This is a genomic window from Nocardioides sp. LMS-CY (assembly GCF_018732145.1).
GTDB lineage: Bacteria > Actinomycetota > Actinomycetes > Propionibacteriales > Nocardioidaceae > Nocardioides > Nocardioides soli.
In genome coordinates this window covers 4676059-4689898 of the sequence record NZ_CP076104.1, presented here as the reverse complement: position 1 = coordinate 4689898, position 13840 = coordinate 4676059, and the positions used below count along the sequence as shown (strand labels likewise).

14 protein-coding genes and 1 riboswitch are annotated in these 13840 nt (G+C 72.3%); of the genes, 11 read left to right on the top strand and 3 right to left on the bottom strand.

The window, feature by feature from the left end:
• Positions 1-127: 127 nt before the first annotated feature.
• The 7 genes from napA to KM427_RS22190 all read left to right on the top strand — a co-directional run bounded on the left by napA (position 128) and on the right by KM427_RS22190 (position 6993).
• The gene (gene napA / locus KM427_RS22220; protein ID WP_183591959.1) at positions 128-424 is read left to right on the top strand and encodes a nucleoid-associated protein NapA; all 297 of its coding nucleotides are present in this window, start codon (positions 128-130) and stop codon (positions 422-424) included.
• A gap of 3 nt (positions 425-427) precedes the next feature.
• Positions 428-922 carry a LytR C-terminal domain-containing protein gene (locus KM427_RS22215; RefSeq protein ID WP_183591958.1) on the top strand — a complete coding sequence of 165 codons (495 nt, stop codon included), beginning with the start codon at positions 428-430 and terminating at the stop codon, positions 920-922.
• Between the two features lie 51 nt (positions 923-973).
• Positions 974-1825 carry a trehalose-phosphatase gene (gene otsB / locus KM427_RS22210; RefSeq protein ID WP_215525323.1) on the top strand — a complete coding sequence of 284 codons (852 nt, stop codon included), beginning with the start codon at positions 974-976 and terminating at the stop codon, positions 1823-1825.
• Positions 1826-2049: 224 nt separating this feature from the next.
• Entirely contained in the window at positions 2050-4305 is a 2256-nt protein-coding gene (gene lon / locus KM427_RS22205) for an endopeptidase La (RefSeq protein ID WP_252275439.1), read from the top strand.
• 101 nt (positions 4306-4406) lie between these two features.
• Positions 4407-5162 carry a hypothetical protein gene (locus KM427_RS22200; RefSeq protein WP_183591956.1) on the top strand — a complete coding sequence of 252 codons (756 nt, stop codon included), beginning with the start codon at positions 4407-4409 and terminating at the stop codon, positions 5160-5162.
• Between the two features lie 90 nt (positions 5163-5252).
• Positions 5253-5400: riboswitch (SAM riboswitch) on the top strand.
• Positions 5401-5409: 9 nt separating this feature from the next.
• Positions 5410-6690 (top strand): threonine synthase, encoded by a 1281-nt coding sequence (thrC, locus tag KM427_RS22195; protein ID WP_215525321.1) that lies wholly within the window; start codon positions 5410-5412, stop codon positions 6688-6690.
• A 27-nt stretch (positions 6691-6717) separates the two neighbouring features.
• Positions 6718-6993 carry a MoaD/ThiS family protein gene (locus tag KM427_RS22190; protein WP_183591954.1) on the top strand — a complete coding sequence of 92 codons (276 nt, stop codon included), beginning with the start codon at positions 6718-6720 and terminating at the stop codon, positions 6991-6993.
• A gap of 74 nt (positions 6994-7067) precedes the next feature.
• Here the strand turns inward: KM427_RS22190 and KM427_RS22185 are convergent, their stop codons facing one another.
• The 3 genes from KM427_RS22185 to KM427_RS22175 all read right to left on the bottom strand — a co-directional run bounded on the left by KM427_RS22185 (position 7068) and on the right by KM427_RS22175 (position 8976).
• On the bottom strand, positions 7068-8129 hold the full coding sequence (locus KM427_RS22185; RefSeq protein WP_252274759.1) for an RNA polymerase sigma factor: 1062 nt from the start codon (positions 8127-8129) through the stop codon (positions 7068-7070).
• A gap of 134 nt (positions 8130-8263) precedes the next feature.
• Positions 8264-8614 carry a YciI family protein gene (locus KM427_RS22180; RefSeq protein ID WP_252274757.1) on the bottom strand — a complete coding sequence of 117 codons (351 nt, stop codon included), beginning with the start codon at positions 8612-8614 and terminating at the stop codon, positions 8264-8266.
• Entirely contained in the window at positions 8611-8976 is a 366-nt protein-coding gene (locus KM427_RS22175) for a YciI family protein (protein WP_215525320.1), read from the bottom strand. The genes KM427_RS22180 and KM427_RS22175 overlap by 4 nt, the downstream gene beginning before the upstream one ends.
• 114 nt (positions 8977-9090) lie before the next feature.
• Here KM427_RS22175 and KM427_RS22170 point away from each other — a divergent pair, with 114 nt between their 5' ends.
• The 4 genes from KM427_RS22170 to KM427_RS22155 all read left to right on the top strand — a co-directional run bounded on the left by KM427_RS22170 (position 9091) and on the right by KM427_RS22155 (position 13837).
• Positions 9091-10110 carry a LacI family DNA-binding transcriptional regulator gene (locus tag KM427_RS22170; RefSeq protein WP_215525319.1) on the top strand — a complete coding sequence of 340 codons (1020 nt, stop codon included), beginning with the start codon at positions 9091-9093 and terminating at the stop codon, positions 10108-10110.
• A gap of 39 nt (positions 10111-10149) precedes the next feature.
• Complete coding sequence (locus KM427_RS22165; RefSeq protein WP_215525318.1) at positions 10150-11016, top strand: ATP-grasp domain-containing protein; 867 nt, start codon at positions 10150-10152, stop codon at positions 11014-11016.
• Between the two features lie 370 nt (positions 11017-11386).
• A complete protein-coding gene (gene groL / locus KM427_RS22160; RefSeq protein WP_183591950.1) occupies positions 11387-13012 on the top strand; it encodes a chaperonin GroEL in 1626 nt (541 codons plus the stop codon).
• A gap of 276 nt (positions 13013-13288) precedes the next feature.
• A complete protein-coding gene (locus KM427_RS22155; RefSeq protein ID WP_246390000.1) occupies positions 13289-13837 on the top strand; it encodes a Uma2 family endonuclease in 549 nt (182 codons plus the stop codon).
• Positions 13838-13840: the final 3 nt, after the last annotated feature.

Genomic DNA, 13840 nt, shown 5'->3' with positions numbered 1-13840 from the left:
CTCGGACAGTAGCCGCTGACGACTCGCCGCCGCCCGAATCACATCGATGTGGTTCGCCGCCCTATAGTGAGGTGACCAGCATTGTCGACCCGAGCCGACACCGGCCGAATCTCCGGGGAGGAGCACCATGGACGCCGCCAACGTGGTCCACGGCGACACCGGCGACGCGACGCCGGACCTGAGCGAGCGCGATCAGGAGATCCTGGCCTTCGAGCGGCAGTGGTGGAAGTACGCCGGCGCCAAGGAGAGCGCGGTCCGGGAGAAGTTCGACATGTCGTCGACGCGCTACTACCAGGTGCTCAACGCCCTGATCGACCGACCGGAGGCCCTGGCCGCCGACCCGCTGCTCGTCCGACGGCTGCGCCGGCTCCGGGCCGCCCGCCAGCGCCAGCGCTCCGCGCGCCGGCTCGGCTTCGAGGTCTGAGCCGTGGTCCGGGCACGCAACCAGCGTGGGGCGGTCTTCCCCTCCCCGGTCGTGATCCTCAGCGTGCTGGCCGTCGCGATGGCCGGCATCGCCTACGTCGCCACCCGCGGCGGTGAGCCGACCGAGCGCGAGGTGACCCCGGTCGTCCAGGAGCAGCCGAGCGAGTCGCCCTCCCCGACGTACGAGCCGACGAAGAAGGCCAAGCCCCAGAAGCCGCCGGTGCAGCGCGGCAAGGTCTACGTCGAGGTCTACAACAACTCCGGCATCACCGGCTTGGCCGGTCGGGTCGCCGACCGCGCCACCGGCATCGGCTGGGCGGTCGTCGGGTCGGACAACTGGTACGGCACGATCCCCGCCACCACCGTCTACTACCCCCAGCAGCTGAAGCGGGCGGCGAAGACGCTGGCGCTCGACCTCGGCATCCAGCGCACCGCGCCGGCCGTCGACCCGATGCGGCGCGACCGGCTGACGCTGATCCTCACCGAGGCGCTGAGCTGACCCCCGAGGTCGGCCGCCCGGTCGCCGGCCGCCTCATGGTTGGCTGGGTCCATGGAGTTCACCTCCGCCGACGCTGAGCGACGGTATGCCGAGCTGGTGCGGGCGGCGTCGCGGGCGGTGGTCGGCCTCGACTTCGACGGCACGCTGGCGCCGATCGTCGACGACCCGGCGGCTGCGCACATCCACCCGGACGCCCCCGCCGTGCTCGCCGAGGTCGCGCAGGAGGTCGCCGCGGTCGCGGTGATCACCGGCCGCCCGGCCCGCCAGGTCCTCGACCTGGGCGGCCTCGAGGACGTCGGCACACGGCTCGCCGACGCCGGAGCGGACCTCTATGTGTTCGGGCAGTACGGCAACGAGCGCTGGTCGTCGGCGAACCGCCGGATCGTCTCGCCGCGCCCGCCCCGGGGTCTCGCGACCTTCGAGCGCGAGCTGCCCGGCCTGCTGCGCGGCAGCGACGCCGCGGACGCCCACGTCGAGGACAAGGGGCTCGCGGTCGCCGTGCACACCCGGCGGCTGCCCGACCCCGAGGCCGCCTTCCAGCGGCTGCTGCCCGCGATCGGCGACCTCGCCGATCGCTATCAGCTGGCCGTCGAGCCGGGGCGGCACGTGATCGAGGTCCGCTCGCCGGGCATGCACAAGGGTCTCGCCGTCCGCACCATCGCCGACGAGCTCGACGCCGGCGCGTTCCTCTTCGCCGGCGACGACCTGGGCGACCTCGAGGCCTTCGAGGCCGTCGCGGACCTGCGCGCCGCCGGCCTGCCCACCCTGCTGGTCTGCTCGGCCTCCACCGAGGAGAGTGCCCTCGTGCCCCTCTCCGACGTCGTGGTCGACGGCCCCGACGGCGTACTCGGCCTGCTGCGCCGGCTGGCCGCGGACGCCCGGTTGTCGCGCTCGGTGGGATAGTCCGTCACGTTTCGGTTGCCTCGCGGCCGGTTCGACAGCCGAAACGTGACGGACTATCCCACCCTCCTGTTCGCTGTGGACGAACAGGAGGGGGTCTCCGGAACACCGGGGAGCCCCCAGGAGTTGAGTCGCTACCACTCAATCTTCTGACAAGGGAGGGCGTTCACGTGACCGCCACCAGACTTCCCGTTCTCTTCGTGTCCGACCTCGTCGTGCTGCCGGGCATGGTCGTCCCGCTCGCGCTCGACGAGTCCTCCCAGGCGGCGATCGACGCGGCTCGCGCCGGCTCCGACAGCCAGGTGCTGGTCGCGCCGCGGCTCGAGGACCGCTACGCGTCGTACGGCGTGGTCGCGACGATCGACCGCGTCGGCCGCTTCTCCGGCGGCTCGCCCGCCGCGGTGCTCAAGGCCGGCTCCCGGGCCCGCATCGGCAGCGGCGTCACCGGCCCAGGCGCGGCGCTGTGGGTCGAGGCCGAGCCGGTCGACGACGTCGTGACCGACCGGGCCCGCGAGCTCGCGGAGGAGTACAAGCGGCTCGTCGTCGCGGTGCTCCAGCGCCGCGAGGCGTGGCAGGTCGTCGACCAGGTCCACCAGATGTCCGACCCGAGCGCGATCGCCGACTCCGCCGGCTACGCGCCGTACCTCTCCATGGACCGCAAGCGCGAGCTGCTCGAGAACCCCGACGTCGAGGCGCGGCTCGACACCCTGATCGGGTGGACCCGCGAGCACCTCGCCGAGGCCGAGCTGACCGACAAGATCGGCGAGGACGTGCGCGAGGGCATGGAGAAGCAGCAGCGGGAGTACCTGCTGCGTCAGCAGCTCGCCGCGATCCGCAAGGAGCTCGGCGAGGGCGAGCCGGAGGGCGCCGAGGACTACCGCTCCCGCGTCGAGACCGCCGACCTGCCCGAGCACGTGCGCACCGCCGCGCTCAAGGAGGTCGACAAGCTCGAGCGGTCCAGCGAGCAGAACCCCGAGGCGTCCTGGATCCGGACCTGGCTCGACACCGTCCTCGAGCTGCCGTGGGGCGTCACCACCGCGGACTCCACCGACATCGCCGCCGCCCGCGCGGTGCTCGACGCCGACCACCACGGCCTCGACGAGGTGAAGGAGCGGATCGTGGAGTACCTCGCCGTCCGCGCCCGCCGGGCCGAGCGCGGCCTGCAGGTGATCGGCGGTCGGGGCTCCGGCGCGGTGATCCTGCTCGCCGGACCTCCCGGCGTCGGCAAGACCTCGCTCGGTGAGTCGGTCGCCCGGACCCTCGGCCGGAAGTTCGTGCGGGTCGCCCTCGGCGGCGTTCGCGACGAGGCCGAGATCCGCGGCCACCGGCGCACGTACGTCGGCGCGCTCCCGGGCCGGATCGTCCGCGCCATCAAGGAGGCCGGCTCGATGAACCCGGTCGTGCTCCTCGACGAGGTCGACAAGGTCGGTGCGGACTACCGGGGCGACCCGGCGGCGGCGCTGCTCGAGGTGCTCGACCCGGCGCAGAACCACACCTTCCGCGACCACTACCTCGAGCTGGACCTCGACCTGTCCGACGTCGTCTTCATCGCGACCGCGAACGTCGTCGAGCAGATCCCGTCGGCCCTGCTGGACCGGATGGAGCTGGTCACGATCGACGGCTACACCGAGGACGACAAGGTCGCCATCGCCCGTGACTTCCTGCTGCCGAGGCAGCTGGAGCGGGCGGCGCTGACCCCCGACGAGGTGAGCATCTCCGACGCGGCGCTGCGCGAGCTCGCGGCCGACTACACCCGCGAGGCCGGCGTACGCCAGCTCGAGCGGCTGCTGGCCAAGGCGCTGCGCAAGGCGGCGACGAAGCTGGCGTCCGGTGAGACGCGGGTCGACATCGACGAGCCGGGCCTGAAGGACCTGGTCGGCCGGCCGCGCTTCACTCCGGAGTCGGCGGAGCGTACGTCGGTGCCGGGTGTGGCGACCGGCCTGGCCGTCACCGGGCTCGGCGGCGACGTCCTCTTCATCGAGGCGTCGGCGTCCGAGGGCACGGCCGGCCTCACCCTGACCGGCCAGCTCGGCGACGTGATGAAGGAGTCCGCGCAGATCGCGCTGTCCTTCGTGCACTCGCACGCGGCCGAGCTCGGCGTCGACCCGTCGTTCTTCGAGCGGGCGATCCACGTGCACGTGCCGGCCGGCGCGACGCCCAAGGACGGTCCGTCCGCGGGCATCACGATGGTCACCGCGCTCACCTCGCTGGCCACCGGGCGGCCGGTCCGCTCCGAGGTCGGCATGACCGGCGAGGTCACGCTCAACGGCCGGGTGCTCCCGATCGGCGGGCTGAAGCAGAAGCTGCTCGCCGCCCAGCGGGCCGGGCTGACGGAGGTGTTCGTGCCGCTGCGCAACGAGCCCGACCTCGACGACGTACCCGCCGACGTGCTCGAGTCGCTGACCGTGCACGTCGTGGGCGACGTGCTCGACGTCGTCCGGGGCGCGCTCGCCGCACCCCAGGCGGCTGCCTCGGCGGCGTAGGGCCCGTCGCCAAGGGGCGGTCCGCATGGCCCGGATGGGCGATGGCGGGCCGCCCCACGCCTTCGCGACCATCGGGCGTCAGGTCACGAAAGGACGAGTAGATGCCTGGAATCCTCACCCGAGCCGTACGAGAGCTCCTCAGCCCGGCGATGGTGGTCGCGCTGCTGGCGCTCGCGCTGTCGCTGGGCGGCACGGCGTACGCCGCGAAGCTGATCACCTCGAAGGAGATCAAGAACAACACGGTCAAGTCGGTCGACATCCGCAACGGTGGCGTCGCCGCCGTCGACATCAAGAAGGGTGCCATCGGCAGCGCGGAGCTCAAGGACGGTGGCGTGGGCAGCGCCGACATCGCCGACGGCGGCGTGGGCAGCGCCGAGATCGCGGACGGGGCGGTGGGGAGTGCGGACGTCGCGGACGGCTCGATCGGCCTCGACGACCTCAGCCCCGCCGTCAAGGCGGCGATCAGTCAGACCTGGGACCCGAGCCAGACGCTCGTGTCGGGGCGGACCGTGACCGGCTCGGTCTACTACAGCATCGACTCCTCCGCCGCCGGGCAGAGCCTGCACCAGGCCATCGCGCTCCCCGCACGCGCGCCGGTGGCGATCACCTCGGAGAACTTCGCGCCGGACGGATCGGTGCGGACCAGCGACGACGACCCCTCCTGCACGGGCACCTACAACGTGCCCACGGCGCCCGCCGGCAAGCTGTGCGCCTACTACTCGTCGAGCAACAACGTCGCCACGGTGTTGATCGCGCCGCTCCAGCCCGGCCGCGACAAGGGCTTCATCGTCCAGGCCGCAACGACGGCGAGCGGCATGACGTCGATCGACTTCAGCTGGGCCTACACGGCTCCGTAGCGAGCGCGGTCACGACGACCACCGGTCCCTCATGCCCAGCATGTGGGACCGGTGGTCGCATGTTGAGACACGGCAGGTAGTGTTCTCACCAGCTCATCCAGAGGGACTGAGGGATACGGCCCGAAGACGTCCCGGCAACCGCCACGAGCCTCCGCCCCCGGCAGACCAGCCGGTCGCGGTTCGTGGAAACGGTGCCAATTCCGCCCGGCGCGACCGTCGCAGCCGGGGAAGATGAGAAGGAGGAATCATGAGCGCCGCCGTCGTCGAGACCAGCACCACTGAGGGGCCAACCCTGCGCGAGGGCGCGTTCGGGAACGCGCAGGCCCTGTCCTGTCGCGAGTGCGGACACCAGGTCGAGCTCGGCCCCCACTACGCCTGTCCGGAGTGCTTCGGTCCGCTCGAGATCGCCTACGACTTCGGCACGGTCACCCGCGAGCAGATCGAGGCCGGCCCGCGCAACATCTGGCGCTACAAGGCGCTGCTGCCGGTGCCCACCGACATCGAGTCCAGCCCCAACACCGAGCCCGGCTTCACCCGCCTGCTCAAGGCCGACCACCTCGCCGCCGAGCTCGGCATCGCGAACCTGTGGGTCAAGGACGACTCCACGAACCCCACCAACTCCTTCAAGGACCGGGTGGTCGCCTGCGCGCTGAGCGCGGCCCGTGAGCTCGGCGCCAAGGTCTTCGCCTGCCCGAGCACCGGCAACCTCGCGAACGCCGTCGCCGCGGCGGGTGCCCGCGCCGGCATCAAGACCGTGGTCTTCATCCCGAGCAACCTCGAGCAGCCCAAGCAGGTCAACTCGGCCGTCTTCACCGAGTCGCTGGTCGCGGTCGACGGCAACTACGACGACGTCAACAAGCTGGCCTCCGAGATCGCCGGCGAGGAGGACGGCTGGGCGTTCGTCAACGTCAACGTCCGCCCCTTCTACGCCGAGGGCTCCAAGACGCTCGGCTACGAGATCGCCGAGCAGCTCGGCTGGCGGCTGCCCGACCAGATCGTGATCCCGGTCGCGAGCGGCTCCCAGCTGACCAAGGTGCACAAGGCCTTCCAGGAGCTGATCAAGCTCGGCCTGGTCGAGGACAAGCCGTACAAGGTCTTCGGCGCCCAGGCCACCGGCTGCTCGCCGGTCTCGATCGCCTACAAGGCCGGCGTCGACGCGATCCGCCCGGTCAAGCCCGACACCATCGCCAAGAGCCTGGCCATCGGCAACCCGGCCGACGGCATCTACGTGCTCGACATCTGCCGCGAGACCGGCGGTGCGGTCGAGGACGTCACCGACGACGAGGTGCGCGACGGCATCGTGCTGCTCGCCCGCACCGAGGGCATCTTCACCGAGACCGCGGGCGGCACCACCGTCGCGGTGCTGAAGAAGCTGGTCGAGACCGGGCGGCTCGACACCGCGCTCGAGACCGTCGTCATCAACACCGGCCACGGCCTCAAGACGCTCGACGCGGTCTCCGGCTCCGTCGGTCCGGCCGCCACCATCGCCCCGACGTACGCCGCCTTCGCCGCCACCGGCCTGGCCTGAACCGCATTCCTGAGGAAGTCTGATCACATGAGTGTCTCCGTCCGGATCCCGACCATCCTGCGCACCTACACCGGCGGGGAGTCCGAGGTCAGCGCCTCCGGCACCACCCTGGCCGAGGTCCTCGACGACCTCGACGCGAACTTCAGCGGCATCAAGGGCCGGATCCTCGACGAGTCCGGCGAGCTGCGCCGCTTCGTCAACGTCTACGTCGGCAACGACGACGTGCGGTTCCTCGACCACCTCGCCACGGCCACGCCCGACGGCACCCAGATCTCGGTGATCCCGGCGGTGGCCGGCGGCTGATCGCGCATGTAACGCCGGGTTATCCGCTCTTCCCACCAGGTTGCAGCATGGTGGGAAGAGTCAGTAACCCGGCGTTACAGCCGACGCCGCCGCTCGATCAGGTGCTCCCGCTCGGCCAGGTTCGCGCACCGGCCGATCGCCTCGTCGTACGCCGTGGCCGCCTCGGTCGTCCGGCCGGCCCGGGCGAGCAGCTCGGCGCGGGCGGCGGGGAGCCGGTGGCCGGGCAGGGAGAGTCCGTCGAGGGCGACGAGGCCGGCGGCCGGGCCGGCCAGCTCGGCGACCGCGACCGCGCGGTTGAGCCGCACGACGGGTGAGTCGCCGAGCGTGAGCAGCTCGTCGTAGCGCTGCACGATCCGGTCCCACGCGGTCGCGTCCGACGACGGCGCGATGGCGTGCTCGGCGGCGATCAGCGCCTGCAGCAGGTACGGCGAGCCCGGGGCGTCCACCCACGGCTGCAGCAGGTCGAGGGCCTCGGCGATCTCGTCGGACCGCCACCGCGACCGGTCCTGGTCGGGCAGCAGCACAAGCCGGCCGTCGGCGACGCGGGCGTCGCGGCGGGAGTGCTGGAGCAGCATCAGCGCGAGCAGCGCGTCCAGCTCGGCCCGCGCGAGCTCGGGCGGGAGGACCGCCCGCAGCACCCGCACCAGCCGGACCGCCTCGCCGGCCACCTCGGCGCGCAGCACGTCGGGCCCGGATCCGGGTGCGTAGCCGGCGGTGAACGCCAGGTAGGCGACGTCCGCGACCACCGCCACCCGCGGGCCGAGGTCGGCCGGCACCTCGAACGACGCCCCGGTGAGCCGCTTGCGCGCCCGGGTCAGCCGCGCCGCCATCGTCGCCCGGGGCACGAGGAAGAGCCGCGCGATGTCCTCGGTCGGCACGCCCAGCACCAGGCGCAGCGTCAGCGCGGCGGCCGACTCGGGCGGCAGCGACGGGTGGGCGCACAGCAGCACCAGTCGCAGCCGCTCGTCGACCACGCGCGAGCCGTCGTCGGCCATCACCCGCTGGGCCTCCTCCTGCAGCGACGACTCCACGGCGAGCAGCGGCAGCTTGCGCGCCGCGACCGCCTCGGCCCGCAGCCGGTCCACGATCCGCTGCCGCGCGGCGGTCAGCAGCCAGGCCGGCGGGTTGTCGGGCACGACGTCCCAGGTGCGGGCGGCCGCCTCGAACGCGTCGGCCAGTCCGTCCTCGGCGAGGTCGAGGCGTCGGTACTGTGCGACGAGCAGGGCCAGCAGCCGGCCCCACTCGTCGCGCAGCAGCCGCTCGATCGGGGTCAGATCGCGACCTCGGGGACCGGCCGGACCTCGACGGTGTACTCCCGCGGCAGCAGCGCGGCCAGCTCGACCGCGACGTCGATCGAGTCGACGTCGATGACGTAGAAGCCGCCGATCTGCTCGACGGTCTCGGCGAACGGACCGTCGGTCACCGGGCGGTGCGGCCCGGGCCGCACGGTGCGTGCGGCGCCCGGTCGCGACAGCGCCTCGCCGCCCACGACCGAACCGCGCCCGGCCACCGCCGCGTCGAACGCCTCGAAGTCGGCGACCACCCGCTGGCGCGTCGCCTCGTCGGCGGCGTCCCACTTGTCGAAGTGGCCCTCCTCGGCCATCAGCAGCACGAACCTCACGCCGGCTCCTCCGCATGCACGACCGTCGAGCGCACCTCGACGGCACCCTCGCCGTCCGCGAGGACACCGCAGACCTCGAGCAGGTCGTCGAGGTCGTCGCTGTCGACGACGTAGTAGCCGGTCAGCTGCTCCACGGTCTCGGCGTACGGCCCGTCGGTCACGGCGACACCGGAGTCGATACGCCGGACCACCTTGGCCGTGCTGGAGTGGGTCAGCTCGGCGCCACCGGTCACCGTGTGCCCGCGCTCGGCGAGCAGGCGGGCGAACTCGCCGTGCTTGGCGTACATGGCGGCCCGCTCCTCCTCGGTGGCGGCCGCCCAGGTGCTCTCGTCTCCCGGGAGCAGGACGACGTACGTGGTCATGGCAGATCCTCTCGTCTGTTGATGAGTCTGGCACTGCGATGACGGGTGACGGGTGGCCGAATCGACAGTCCGTCCGAACCCGGCGGCCGGGGATGGCCTCGGCATACTGACGCCATGACCCGACCACCGCGGACCCGCCCCACGCTGGAGGAGGTGGCCGCGCGTGCCGGAGTCGGCCGCGGCACGGCCTCGCGGGTGATCAACGGCGGCGAGAAGGTCTCCGAGCGGGCCCGCCTCGCCGTGGAGCAGGCGATCGCCGAGCTCGGCTACGTGCCGAACGCCGCCGCCCGCGCCCTCGTCACCCGGCGCACCGACGCGATCGCGCTGGTCATCGCGGAGTCGGAGGAGCGCGTCTTCGGGGAGCCGTTCTTCGCCGGCGTCATCCGCGGCATCGGCTCTGCGCTCGCCGCGGCGGACCGGCAGCTGGTGCTGCTGTTCGCCCAGGCCTCGCAGCGCCGCGGCGCGCTCGACGAGTACCTCACCCGCCAGCACGTCGACGGCGTCCTCCTGCTCTCGCTCCACGACGACGACGAGCTGCCCGAGCGGATCCGCGCGCACGGCGTACCCGTCGTGGTCGGCGGCCGGTCGGGAGCCGACGTCGCCACCGACTTCGTCGACGTCGACAACGTGCAGGGTGCCCGGCTCGCGGTCGAGCACCTGCTCGGCCTCGGCCGCCGTCACGTCGCCACCATCGCCGGGCCCGCCGACATGGTGGCCGGCCGCTTCCGCTACGAGGGGTACGCCGCCGCGCTGGCCGCGGCCGGGCGCGCGGTCGACCGGCGCCTGGTGGCGCGCGGCGACTTCGGCCAGGCCAGCGGCGAGCTGGCGATGCGCGAGCTGCTCGCCGGGGGCGAGGTCGACGCCGTCTTCTGCGCCAACGACCTGATGGCGGCCGGGGCGCTGCGGGCACTGGCCGCGGCGGGCCTGCGGGTGCCCGGGGACGTCGCGGTCGTCGGCTTCGAGGACGCCCCGATCGCACAGTCGACCACCCCGCCGCTCACGACCGTGCACCAGTCGCCGGAGGAGATGGGGCGCGAGATGGCCGCGATGGTCCTCGACGCCACCCGTGCTCCGGGGCCCCCGCTGCCGGGCCGGATGCTCCCCACGAGCCTGGTGGTCCGCGACAGCGCCTGACCGAGCGGGCGGCCCGCGAAGTCATCTAGTGTCCCCGTCATGACCGACCGGCCGCTCGTCCTGCTCGTCACCTGCTCGGGCCTGCCCGAGGGGGAGTACGGGCACGAGGCGCTCGACGCCGCGCTGCGCGAGCGCGGGCTCGACGCGCGCTGGGTCGTGTGGGACGACCTGGCCGTCGAGTGGTCCGACGCCGCGGTGATCGCGGTGCGCTCGACGTGGGACTACGACACCCGGGCCGGAGAGTTCCTCGGCTGGGCCTCCGGGCTGGGTCCGGCGCTGCTCAACGGCGCCCGGGTCTTCCGCTGGAACACCGACAAGCGCTACCTGCTCGACCTCCAGGAGGCCGGGCTGCCCGTCGTGCCGACCGCGGCCGCCGACACGGTCGAGGAGGTCCGGGCACTGGCGGCCCGGCACCAGGTCGCGGTCGTCAAGCCGCGGGTCGGCGCCGGCGGCCGCGGGCTCGAGCTGCTGCGGGAGCCGGCGGCCTGGGAGCCGGACGGGGCGGGGCACGGCCCCTGGGTCGTGCAGCCGCTGGTCGACTCGATCCACCACGACGGTGAGACGTCGGTCTTCGTGATCGCCGGGCGCGCCGTGAGCCAGGTCGACAAGCTGCCCGGAACCTCCGACATCCGGGTGCACGAGGAGTTCGGCGGTACGTCGCGGGCCGTGCCCCTCGCCCCGGACGCCGCCCTGCTGGCGACGGAGGCGGTCGCGACCGTCGCCGGCCTGCTGGGCGAGGAGATCGTCTACGGCCGGGTCGACATGATGCGCCACCGCGGCCGGCTGGTCGTCAGCGAGGTCGAGCTCACCGAGCCGGGCCTCTACCTCGACGTGCTGCCCGACAACGCGGCGCCGTTCGCCGACATGGTCGCGGAGCGGGCGGGCCGGCGTACCGCGGCCGGCTGAGGCGCGCGGCGCGGGCGCCCGTGCCTCGCCCATCAGCCCCAGCCCCGGCGCTCGTGCCTCGCGCCGCGGCTGCCCTTGGTTTCGACGCGCGGTCACGCCCTCGCAAGCTCGGGCGTGCGCTTGCTCAACCCGATCGGTCCCAGCCCGGGCGCTCGTGCCTCGCGCCCGGGCTGCCGATCGCCTTGCACTCGGCAGGGGCGAGTGCTAAACATGAGGCTGGCACTCTCGACCTGAGAGTGACAAACCGGAACGGCGACGTTGAGGTCCTCATGCCCGGCGAGAAATGGTTCGTCGGGGGCGGGGTCCGTCCGTCGCGGGCAACCCGCCGCTTCCGGATACGAACTTCCGATGCGAAGGAATCGCAGGAGTTATGCCGAAGCTGATTGCATTCGACGAGGAGGCCCGGCGCGGCCTCGAGCGTGGCATGAACACGCTCGCTGACGCCGTCAAGGTCACCCTCGGTCCCAAGGGCCGCAACGTCGTACTCGAGAAGAAGTGGGGCGCCCCCACGATCACCAACGACGGTGTGAGCATCGCCAAGGAGATCGAACTCGAGGACCCCTACGAGAAGATCGGCGCCGAGCTGGTCAAGGAGGTCGCCAAGAAGACCGACGACGTGGCCGGTGACGGCACCACCACGGCGACGGTCCTCGCGCAGGCGATGGTCCGCGAGGGTCTGCGCAACGTGGCCGCGGGTGCCAACCCGATGGGCCTCAAGCGCGGCATCGAGGCCGCCGTCTCCGCCGTGTCCGAGCAGCTGCTCGGCATGGCCAAGGACGTCGAGACCAAGGAGCAGATCGCGTCGACCGCGAGCATCTCCGCCGCTGACACCACCGTCGGCGAGATCATCGCCGAGGCGATGGACAAGGTCGGCAAGGAAGGCGTCATCACCGTCGAGGAGTCGAACACCTTCGGGCTCGACCTCGAGCTCACCGAGGGCATGCGCTTCGACAAGGGCTACATCTCGGCGTACTTCGTCACCGACCCGGAGCGCATGGAGACGGTCCTCGAGGACCCCTACATCCTGATCGCGAACCAGAAGGTCTCGTCGGTCAAGGACCTGCTCCCGCTGCTGGAGAAGGTCATGCAGTCGGGCAAGCCGCTGCTGATCCTGGCCGAGGACGTCGACGGCGAGGCGCTGTCCACGCTGGTCGTCAACAAGATCCGTGGCACCTTCAAGTCCGTCGCCGTCAAGGCCCCGGGCTTCGGTGACCGCCGCAAGGCCATGCTGCAGGACATCGCGATCCTGACCGGTGGCCAGGTCATCTCCGAGGAGGTCGGCCTGAAGCTGGAGTCGACCGGCATCGAGCTGCTCGGCCAGGCCCGCAAGGTCGTCATCACCAAGGACGAGACCACCATCGTCGAGGGTGCGGGCGACGCCGACCAGATCGCCGGTCGCGTCAACCAGATCCGCGCCGAGATCGAGAAGTCGGACTCCGACTACGACCGCGAGAAGCTCCAGGAGCGCCTCGCCAAGCTGGCCGGCGGCGTGGCCGTCATCAAGGTCGGCGCGGCCACCGAGGTCGAGCTCAAGGAGCGTAAGCACCGCATCGAGGACGCCGTTCGCAACGCGAAGGCGGCCGTCGAGGAGGGCATCGTCGCCGGCGGTGGCGTCGCCCTGGTGCAGGCGTCGGCGACGGCGTTCGACAAGCTCGACCTGTCGGGCGACGAGGCCGTCGGCGCCAACATCGTGCGCGTGGCGACCGAGGCTCCGCTCAAGCAGATCGCGGTCAACGCCGGTCTCGAGGGCGGCGTCGTGGCGGAGAAGGTGAAGGGCCTCGCGGCCGGTCACGGTCTCAACGCCGCCACCGGCGAGTACGTCGACATGATCGGCGAGGGCATCATCGACCCGGCCAAGGTGACCCGCAGCGCGCTGCAGAACGCCGCCTCCATCGCGGCGCTCTTCCTCACCACCGAGGCCGTCGTGGCCGACAAGCCGGAGAAGGCCGCCCCGATGGGCGACCCGACCGGCGGCATGGGCGGCATGGACTTCTGAGCACCCCTGACCCGGGCCAGCTTGCTGGCCCGGGTCAAGCCAGGTGCCAGGTTGAGGAGCGTCGGCAGGGATCGCGCGCCAGCGCGAGACCTGCGACGCGTCTCGAAACCCAGTCGCCGGCGCTGCCCGACAGCACGAAGCAACACCCGAACGGCCCCGGTCCCACGAGGACCGGGGCCGTTCGGCCGTCTCGCGGCCAGCCCGATACGCGGGGGCTACCCCGGGGATTCGTCCTCGGTCTTGAGCTCCATGCCTTCAGCGGGCACGATGACTCCCATGATTGCCGCGTCCGGGTTCCCGCCCAGCGGTCCGCTGACGGCCGCGGACCTGGGCACGATGCCCGATGACGGGCACGGCCACGAGCTCCTCGACGGCTCCCTGATCGTCACGCCCGTGCCCGCGGTGCCCCACCAGCGTGCCGTCGGCAACCTGTACCTGCGGCTGCGCGAGGCCTGCTCCGACGACCTGGAGGTGATGCTCACGCCCCTGGACATCGCCCTCTCCGAGATCACCGTGCTCCAGCCCGACCTGCTGGTCGCCCCACGCGACGCACTCGAGGGCGAGCAGATGGTGGGCCTGCCGGTGCTCGCGATCGAGGTGCTCTCGCCGGGCACCCGGCTGATCGACCTCATCCTCAAGCGCGCGGCGTTCGAGCGCGCCGGGGTGGCGTCGTACTGGGCGGTCGACCCCGACCGTCCGTCGATCACCGCGTGGCGGCTCGACGGCGACGAGTACGTCTCGGACGCGTCCGCCAAGGGCGACGAGTCGTTCCGCACCGATGCGCCGTTCCCGATCGAGCTCCGGCCGGAGGAGCTGGTGCGCTGAGCC